6 protein-coding genes are annotated in these 8,978 nt (G+C 35.8%); all 6 read left to right on the top strand.

Annotated features, from left to right (window positions below):
* Positions 1–105: 105 nt before the first annotated feature.
* A complete protein-coding gene (locus ON09_RS20215) occupies positions 106–1,377 on the top strand; it encodes an efflux RND transporter periplasmic adaptor subunit (protein ID WP_010602886.1) in 1,272 nt (423 codons plus the stop codon).
* A 5-nt stretch (positions 1,378–1,382) separates the two neighbouring features.
* A complete protein-coding gene (locus tag ON09_RS20210; RefSeq protein WP_010602885.1) occupies positions 1,383–1,775 on the top strand; it encodes a hypothetical protein in 393 nt (130 codons plus the stop codon).
* Positions 1,776–1,783: 8 nt separating this feature from the next.
* Entirely contained in the window at positions 1,784–2,482 is a 699-nt protein-coding gene (locus ON09_RS20205) for an ABC transporter ATP-binding protein (RefSeq protein ID WP_010602884.1), read from the top strand.
* Between the two features lie 215 nt (positions 2,483–2,697).
* On the top strand, positions 2,698–5,067 hold the full coding sequence (locus tag ON09_RS20200) for an ABC transporter permease (RefSeq protein ID WP_010602883.1): 2,370 nt from the start codon (positions 2,698–2,700) through the stop codon (positions 5,065–5,067).
* A 65-nt stretch (positions 5,068–5,132) separates the two neighbouring features.
* Positions 5,133–7,508, top strand: coding sequence for an ABC transporter permease (locus tag ON09_RS20195; protein ID WP_010602882.1), 2,376 nt, complete (start codon positions 5,133–5,135; stop codon positions 7,506–7,508).
* A gap of 67 nt (positions 7,509–7,575) precedes the next feature.
* Positions 7,576–8,978: ABC transporter permease (locus tag ON09_RS20190; RefSeq protein WP_010602881.1), on the top strand; the 1,403-nt coding region annotated here is incomplete at its 3' end.

The following is an 8,978-nucleotide window of genomic DNA, read 5'->3' as shown; positions in this document are numbered from 1 at the left end:
ACATAAACTGTCCGAAAATGAACAGCTTAAAATTATAAAAACTTTTAAATATCTGATAATTAATGTTTTAAGTTTGTTTTTCAGGTTTGGCACAAGCTTGGCATAATGGCAATCGAACAGTACAACCGAACAATGGACAAAAAGATAGAGAAGAAAAGATTTAGCACCAAAACCTTAATAATGATAGGTGGCGCAATTGCTTTTGTAGCAGTTGTAATTTATGGCTACACTTTATCATTAAAAAAAACCTACAGTGCTGATGCCGATAAACTAACCATCAGCAAAGTAGAATACGGCGATTTTGAAGATGTAGTTTTACTTAATGCAAGTGTTGTTCCATTAACATCTGTGATTGTAAGTTCATCAGAAGGAGGTACAGTTGCGCAGATTTTTACCGAAAATGGTGCATCTGTGGTAAAAGGAACGCCGCTTTTAAGAATAGAAAACTCTAACGCCATGATGGGCTATACCTCTCAACAAACAGCGGCTACCGAACAAATTAATCAGTTGCGTAAATCTAGATTAGACTTAGAGCAAAATCAAAGAATTTTAAATCAGGATGTTTTAGATGTTGAAAATAATCTGCGTACAGCAATCCGTCAGTACAGAATCGACAGTGCTTTATTTGCAAAAAAAGTGATCACACAGCAAGAATTTAATAAATCGAGTCAGGATTACGAATATTATCAAGGCAAACTTAAAATCGTTCGCCAAGCGATTAAACAAGAAAACCAAAGCCGTAAAATGCAGCTTTCTCAAATCGACCAATCGATGGGGCAGATGAATGAAAGCTTGGAAATGATTCGCCGTAACATCGAAAATATGACAATTAAAGCTCCCGTTTCAGGTAAATTATCATCTTACGACCCGGTAATTGGTAAATCCTATAACTCAAATGAAATGATTGGAAAAATTGATGTTTTGCAAGGATATAAACTTCAGTCTGGTGTTGATGAATATTACATTAACCGTGTCAAAGAAGGACAAACCGCTACTTGCGAATTTAATGGCAAAACATACAACCTAACCGTGAGCAAGGTAATTCCAGAGGTAACGGCCGGACAATTCCAGGTCGAAATGATTTTCAAAGGTGCTGCTCCAGAAGGCCTGCGTCGTGGTTTATCGCTACAAACAAAATTAACTTTATCTGATAACAGTAAATCTTTATTACTTGCTCAAGGTCAGTTTTTTCAAAGTACTGGCGGTTCGTGGGTATTTGTGGTAAACAATGGTAAAGCAACCAAGAAAAATGTGAAAATTGGCAGGAAAAACTACCTGTATTACGAGATACTAGAAGGTTTAGCCAAAGGTGATGAAGTAATTACATCGTCTTACGACCAATTTAACCAGTACGACCAGGTAGAAATTAATAAATAAATAACATGAATAAATTTTTGATGACGATAATTTTAGCTTGCTTTTCTTATTTAGCAAGTGCGCAAAGCATCTTTAAGAAGGAAGCCAACTGGATTGATAATAAGGATGGCGTAAGTTATGAAATGAATATTTATAGTAAATCGGGAAAAGATGCTGATGCGAAGATTGCTAAAGCTGATTTCACAATAATTGGAGATTTAGCCTTGCTAGAAAAAGTTGAATTGGTACGGGAAGGAAAAGTCAAATTTAATTTAGCATTAAAGGCAGAAACTAGCGAATTACAATTACAACCTGGATTATATACATTTAAAATCTATCACAAAAAACTTGGAGAAAAGGATTTTGAGGTAGAATTGAAAAATGCACAAAAGAACAATGTTAAACTAACTATCAAATAAGTTGCCTCATGATTAAAATAGAAAATCTGGAAAAAGTTTACAAAACGGAAGAAGTAGAAACTACAGCACTAAACGGAATTAATCTTCATGTAAAAGAAGGTGAATTTGTTTCGATTATGGGACCATCTGGCTGTGGAAAATCGACCTTATTAAACGTAATGGGTTTGTTAGATAAACCTGAAAGTGGCAGCTACAAATTTATTGACACCGAACTTTTAACCTTAAATGATAGAGAACGTTCTAATTTCCGAAAAAGAAATATGGGTTTCGTTTTCCAGAATTTTAACCTCATTGATGAGTTAACCGTTTTCGAAAACATCGAATTGCCGCTTATCTACAATAAAATACCAGCAGGTGAACGCAAGAAATTGGTGAATGAAATCATCGAAAGGATGAACATCGTAAACCGTAGCGGTCACTTTCCACAACAACTTTCGGGTGGTCAGCAGCAACGTGTAGCGGTTGCAAGGGCTTTGGTTACTAAACCAAAGTTGGTTTTAGCCGATGAGCCAACCGGTAACCTCGATAGTTCGCACGGTAATGAAGTAATGGAATTGCTTTGCGAATTAAACGAAACCGGAACCACCATCGTAATGGTTACGCACTCGAGCCACGACGCCAGTTTCTCAAACAGAATTATCAACCTGAAAGATGGTCATGTGATTTCTGAAAAGATAAATAAAAGCAGGAACGAGGAATTGATATAAGGAAGGTTTAGGGTAAAAGGTTAATATGTAAGTGCCTTAGACCCTACACGGTTGAGCCTTTCACCTTTTTTAAAATAGTTTTAGTTTAATGATAAGCCACCGAAATCTTCCTGGATGGGAAGATTCGGATAAGGCGCTCAAAGGTTAAAAGTCATACGTTTTAGGTTTTACGTGCTGTGCTTATAACTTAAAACTTACCACGTAAAACTCAAAAGATGTTCAAATTAAATTTAAAAATCGCTTTGCGGAACCTTTGGAAGAATAAAGGATTCTCTCTGATTAATATCGGAGGATTGGCCATTGGACTGGCAAGTTGCATGATATTGCTGCTTTATGTAGCCTACGAATGGAGTTTTGATAAGGATTTTGCCAATAGCGATAAAACCTATGTTGTTTATCAGAATGCTCCTGCAAATGGCAAAATTTTCAGTTGGGCGTGGACACCAAATGCAATGGCAGAAGAAGTTGCTGCTAAAATTCCGGGTGTTAAATATGCCTCACACACTACTTATCCATCTACAAAATTAATTTCCGTTGGTGAAAAAAGAATCAACTCGAGGGTAAATTTTGCGGACCGTTCTTTCATTAAAATATTCGATTATAAATTTATAAAAGGTAATCCGGAAGAGGCTTTAAAAAATGTTAATTCTATTATTTTAACAGAATCTTTCGCAAAGAAATTGTTTGGTAATGAAGAGCCAATCAATAAAACGGTTAAGCTTGATAATCAAGATGTTTTAAAAGTTGAGGCCATAATCGAAGACATCCCTGCCAACAACTCCATGATTTTTGAATGTTTAATGCCATGGTCGCTTTTTATTCAAAGAGAGCCTTGGGCAAAAGACAAAAATTGGGGTAATAATATGTGTTTAACTGTGGCTCAGTTGGAAGACAATCAGTTTTTTAACGCTGCAAATGCAAGCATAAAAAATATTTACAAACGAAACCAGCAAGGAAATACAGCAGAAGCTTTATTGCATCCTTACACCAAATGGCATTTATACGATGATTTTCAAAATGGAAAATCAGTTGGCGGGAAAATTGAGCAACTTAAAATATTTCTACTATTGGCTTTCTGTATTTTGTTGATTGCCTGCGTAAATTTTATGAACTTATCTACGGCTCGGTCTGAGCGCCGAGCGAAGGAAGTAGGTATTCGCAAGGCAATAGGCTCAACAAGAAAATCTTTGGTAGGGCAGTTCCTGCTCGAGTCGGTTTTTGTAACCATCATTTCGGGTGTGATGGCGTTTATTTTGGTCGAAGTGAGTTTGCCTTACTTTAATAATTTGCTAAACATCGAATTACAAATTGATTATAAAAGTTTAACTTTTTGGACAACGCTTTTAGGCTTAATGGTTTTTACCGGCTTTATGGCCGGAAGCTATCCGGCACTTTATTTATCATCATTTGAACCGATAAAAGTATTAAAAGGGTTAAAAATCAAAACAGATTCTTCTGTATCGATAAGAAAGGTTTTAGTGGTGGTTCAGTTTGTTTTTGCAGCATGTTTAATTGTATGTACCTCAGTTATTTATCAGCAACTTAATTATGTTAAAAACAAGCCAATCGGATATGATAAATCTAACCTGGTTCAGATAGCGGTGAGGGGCAAGGTTGGTGAAAAAAGCAAACTGGAATTGCTTAAAACACAGTTGTTAAAATCTGGGGCAGCAAGCAACGTAACCACTTTTAGTAAAGACATCACCGAGAGCGGGAACAACACAACTGATGTTCATTGGGAAGGTAAAACCGAAGGAGAATCGATTTTATTTAACAATAGGGGAGTTGGCGATGATTTTATTAAAACCATAGGTACAGACTTAGTGGCTGGAAGGGAGATTTCTTCAACATCTAAAAGCGATAGCAACAACATTATGCTTAATGAAGCGGCGGTTAAAATGATGGGGCTAAAAAATCCAATAGGAGCGAAAATCAGGTATTGGGGAACAGAAAAAACCAATGTTGCTGTGGTGAAAGATTTTGTTGTAGAAAGCGCTTATCAGAAAGTTGCGCCAATGATTTTCTATCCAAGTTATATGGATGATGTACAGGTTATTATCGTCCGTCTAAATGCCAATCAAAATATTAGCACTTCTATTTCAAAAATTGATGAATTGGTTAAGCAAATAGAACCCGAATATCCTGTAAACAGAAAATTTGTAGATGAGGGATTTGAAATTAAATTTCAAAATGAAAAACTTTTAGGAACGCTTTCAAACTGGTTCGGTGGCTTTGCAATCTTCATATCTTGTTTAGGTTTATTGGGTTTAGCGCTTTTCATGGCTGAGCAGCGCAAAAAGGAAATCAGTATCCGTAAAGTTTTAGGTGCAAATACTGCAAGCATTTTAACACTGCTGAATAAAGATTTTATTAAGCTGGTTGCTATTGCAAACTTAATCGCTTTTCCATTGGCATACATCATTATCAATAAATGGTTGTCTGCTTTTGAATATAGGATATCAATATCTGTTCTGCCATTTCTGATTGCGATTTCTCTATCCGTTATCATTGCTATTTTAACGGTTAGCATCCAATCCATAAAAGTGGCAAAAGCCAACCCAGTTGATGCACTGAAATACGAATAAGGCTAAAAGATTAAAGCTAAAAGTTTAAAGTAAACCCCAATCTTGACTAAATACCTGATACTACAATGTTCAAACTTAACTTAAAAATCGCGTTGCGAAACCTATGGAGAAATAGAGGTATTACATCAATTAATGTTGGTGGTTTAGCTATTGCTTTGGCTGCTTTTATTTTGGTTGTGATGTATTTTACTTATGAAACCAGTTTCGATAAATCAAACCCTAACTATAAAAACATTTATGTGGTGGGAAGAATTTATCCTGATTTTAAGACAAATTATACGTCTCCACCTTTGGTAAAAGCCATTAAGCAGAACTTTCCCGAAGTTGTGCGGGCTGGTATAACCAAAAATGGAACTTTTGAGTTGGCTTTAAAAAACGAGGGTAGAACAACGTTTATTAAAAGCTTTATGTATTCGGATTATGAGGCGGCTAGAATCCTCAATCTAAATCCGAGTACAGGTTTGCAAAAACCAAAAGGAGAGAGTGAGTTCTTTTTTTATCTAAATAAAGAAAGTATGAGGGCGATTTTTCCAAATAAGAAAGATGAAAAACCAGAAATGGTAAGCATGGGAAGTAGTACTTCTGGTCATACAGGAATGATAACTGGTTCGATTGTAAATGACTTGCATTCGAATATAAATTTTGATGCCTTATCCATAGCAAGTGAATTGGGTAAAGGCGAAAACTATGGCTATAATAACTATAACACATACATTCAGGTTAAACCGGGAACTGATGTGGCTAACCTGGAGCAAAAAATAACTGACTTATACCGGAAAGAGCTTTTAAAAGGCGAAACCGACCAGAAAACGATTGAAGAAATAAAAAGTATTTCCACATTTTTAGATCCGCTGTCAAACTTACATCTAAGACCTAAAGCCGGTAATGATGCACCATATAAAATTTTATTTGCCCTTTCCGTACTGGGAGTTTTGATTCTGGTTATCGCTTGTATCAACTTTACAAATCTGAGCATTGCTCAAGCGACAAAAAGAGCAAAAGAAGTTGGCGTTAAAAAAGTGATGGGTGCATATCGTTTTCAGCTCACTACACAATTTCTAACAGAGATATTTCTACAATGCTTTGCCGCAACTATTTTTGCCCTAATTTTGGCTGAATTAGCTCTGCCGTATTTCAATAACCTTTTCCAAATTAACCTATCGATCTGGACAATTGAAAACAATCTGTTTTGGCAGTTACCACTCATTTTATGTTTGATAACCTTAATCGCTGGTACCTATCCATCCTTGGTTTTATCAGGATTTAAGCCTGCTTTAGTACTCAAAGGTAATTTTGCTACCAGCAAACAAAGCTCATGGTTACGAAATGGCTTATTGGTTTTTCAGTTTAGTATTGCCGTAATTTTTATTATTGGATTACTGATTATTAATTCGCAATTAAAATACATGCGCACTCAAGATTTAGGCTTTACTGCAAATCAGGTGGTTTACATTAAAAATATTACCTATTTCAATAAACCTGAGAATTTTGCGCCACTTCGAGATAAGATTTTGAAAATTGATGGAATAAAAGCTGCAACTGTGGCAACCGATGTACCAGATGGTGCAGAGAATGGATCTAATGGTTACACTTTTGAGGGTGTACAAGCCAGTATTGATTTTGTTGATGTAGATTTTGATTACTTCGAAACGCTGGATATTAAGCTGAAACAAGGTCGTTTTTTCTCCCCATCATTTAGTACTGATACCGTAAATTCTGCAGTGATTAATGAAAGTGCGGTGGCCAAATATGGAATGAAAAATCCAATTGGGAAAACAATCAAAGGTTGTAATACCGATTATAAAATTGTAGGCGTAATTAAAGATTTTAAAGCACAGGGATTTGAAAGCATTGTTCAACCCACTATTTATTCAATCAAAAATCCTTGTGGAAATCCGAAACTGCAGATTATGCTGAAGATTGAAGAAAACAAAATGGCTTCGGCTTTGGCCACTTTGAAATCTCAATGGCCTCGGATAAATCCTAAAGACGGAGAAGATTTCAGGTACGAGTTTTTAGATGAGCTTTATGGCAAACTTTTCAAAAAGCAAGAACAATTGCAGTCTGTGTTCTTTGCTGCGGCTTTATTAACCATTTTCATCGCCATTTTAGGGTTGTTTGCCTTTGCAAAATACATTACGAACGGTAGAATTAAAGAAATAGCGGTTCGTAAAATTTTAGGTGCAAGTGATATTCAAATTTTCAAACTCATTAACAGCTCATTTTTTATAATGGTGCTAGTGGCTAATGTTATTTCCTGGCCAGTTGCCTACATTCTTACCAAAAAGTGGCTGGAAACCTTTGCTTACCGAATTGATTTGCCGGTGCTGCCATTTATAAGCAGTGCTTTAATTACCATCCTATTAACAATTATTACAGTAAGCATTCAGGCAAAAAGAGCAGTTAAAGCTAATCCTGTTGATGCTTTGAAATATGAATAAAGCTAAAAGACGAAAGCTTAAAGCGATAATTCATCCTGATACCTGATACTAAATACTTGATACTAATATGTTCAGATTAAACTTAAAAATCGCATTGCGGAATCTTTGGAAGAACAAAACATCTTCTTTCATTAATATAATTGGTTTGGCTATTGGCCTTGCGGCTTGTTTAATGTTGTTGTTGTATGTTTCTTATGAATGGAATTTTGATAAGCAGGCTAAAAATTCAGCCAATGTTTTTGTTGCGATGACGAATGTTCCGGGCGAGGGAAATAAAATTGCCGGAACTTTTAATGGTACAACAACAGCACTTGGTCCGCTTTTAAAGCAAAATTTACCCGAAGTAAAATATGTGGCCCGAATGGATTATGGTAAAAAAAGTTTAATTGCCAACGGACAAAACAGTTATAAAAAAGATTCGAAATTTGCTGAGCCAGATATCCTTAAAATGTATGATTATGAGTTTGTTGCAGGAGATGCAAAAACTGCGCTCAAAAATCCACTTTCGGTTATTTTGACAGAAAGTACAGCAAAAACGCTGTTCGGAACCACTGACGTTTTGAATAAATCTGTACGTTATCAAGATCAAGAAAACCTAACGATTACTGGTGTAATTAAAGATTTGCCAGAAAATAGCTCCAACCGGTTTGATTTTTTAATGCCTTGGTCGTTTTACGAAATTGTTGACGAAAGTGCCAAAGATCTGAATTGGAATAATTACAGTTTTGTAACCATGGTTACCCTTAATGCTGATGCAAATATTGATTTGGTAAATCGTAAAGTTGAGACTTTGGTAAAAGCCAATAGCCCACAAAATCCACAATCACAGCCACACTTTCTCTATCGAGCCAGCAAACTACATTTATTTGGGAAGTTTGAAAATGGCAAACCTGTTGGAGGAGATATCGAGCAAGTTTATCTTTTTATAGGTTTAGCATTTGGTATTTTACTCATTGCCTGCATTAATTTTATGAATATGGCTACGGCTAAATCAGAAAAGCGGGCCAAAGAAGTTGGGATCAAGAAAACAATCGGTGCAAACCGCACATCATTAATTTTTCAGTTTTTAACCGAATCGATGGTGCTAACTTTGGTTGCGGTTGTTGTAGCCATTGCTTTGTTGGAATTGTGTTTGCCAGCCTTTAACCAATTATTAAACATAAATTTAGGTATTTCATACTTCAACACAGCGAGCTGGATTGGTATTTTAGGAATTGTTATGGCCACAGGTTTAATCGCAGGAAGTTATCCGGCATTTTATTTATCGGCTTTTAACCCCATTCAAACCTTAAAAAGGAAAATCTCTGCAAAAGGCTTTTTGAATATAAGCTTAAGACAAGTGTTGGTTGTTGGGCAGTTCTGCTTTGCCATTATCCTAATTATATCCACATTGGTTATCTATCGCCAAATTCAGTACATCAAAAATAAACCGGTTGGGTTTGATGTAAATGCTTTAGTTAGTGTGTACGT

Origin of the sequence: Pedobacter agri PB92 (assembly GCF_000258495.1) — a bacterium.
In the GTDB taxonomy this organism is placed as follows: Bacteria; Bacteroidota; Bacteroidia; order Sphingobacteriales; family Sphingobacteriaceae; genus Pedobacter; species Pedobacter agri.
The sequence above is the reverse complement of the archived record's forward strand: the minus strand, read 5'-3'. Positions and strand labels throughout refer to the sequence as shown.

Bases quoted from the DNA above. Each gene is read 5' to 3' on its own strand.
- ON09_RS20215 (WP_010602886.1), top strand. From the start codon at position 106: ATGGCAATCGAACAGTACAACCGAACAATGGACAAAAAGATAGAGAAG.
- ON09_RS20210 (WP_010602885.1), top strand. From the start codon at position 1,383: ATGAATAAATTTTTGATGACGATAATTTTAGCTTGCTTTTCTTATTTA.
- ON09_RS20205 (WP_010602884.1), top strand. From the start codon at position 1,784: ATGATTAAAATAGAAAATCTGGAAAAAGTTTACAAAACGGAAGAAGTA.
- ON09_RS20200 (WP_010602883.1), top strand. From the start codon at position 2,698: ATGTTCAAATTAAATTTAAAAATCGCTTTGCGGAACCTTTGGAAGAAT.
- ON09_RS20195 (WP_010602882.1), top strand. From the start codon at position 5,133: ATGTTCAAACTTAACTTAAAAATCGCGTTGCGAAACCTATGGAGAAAT.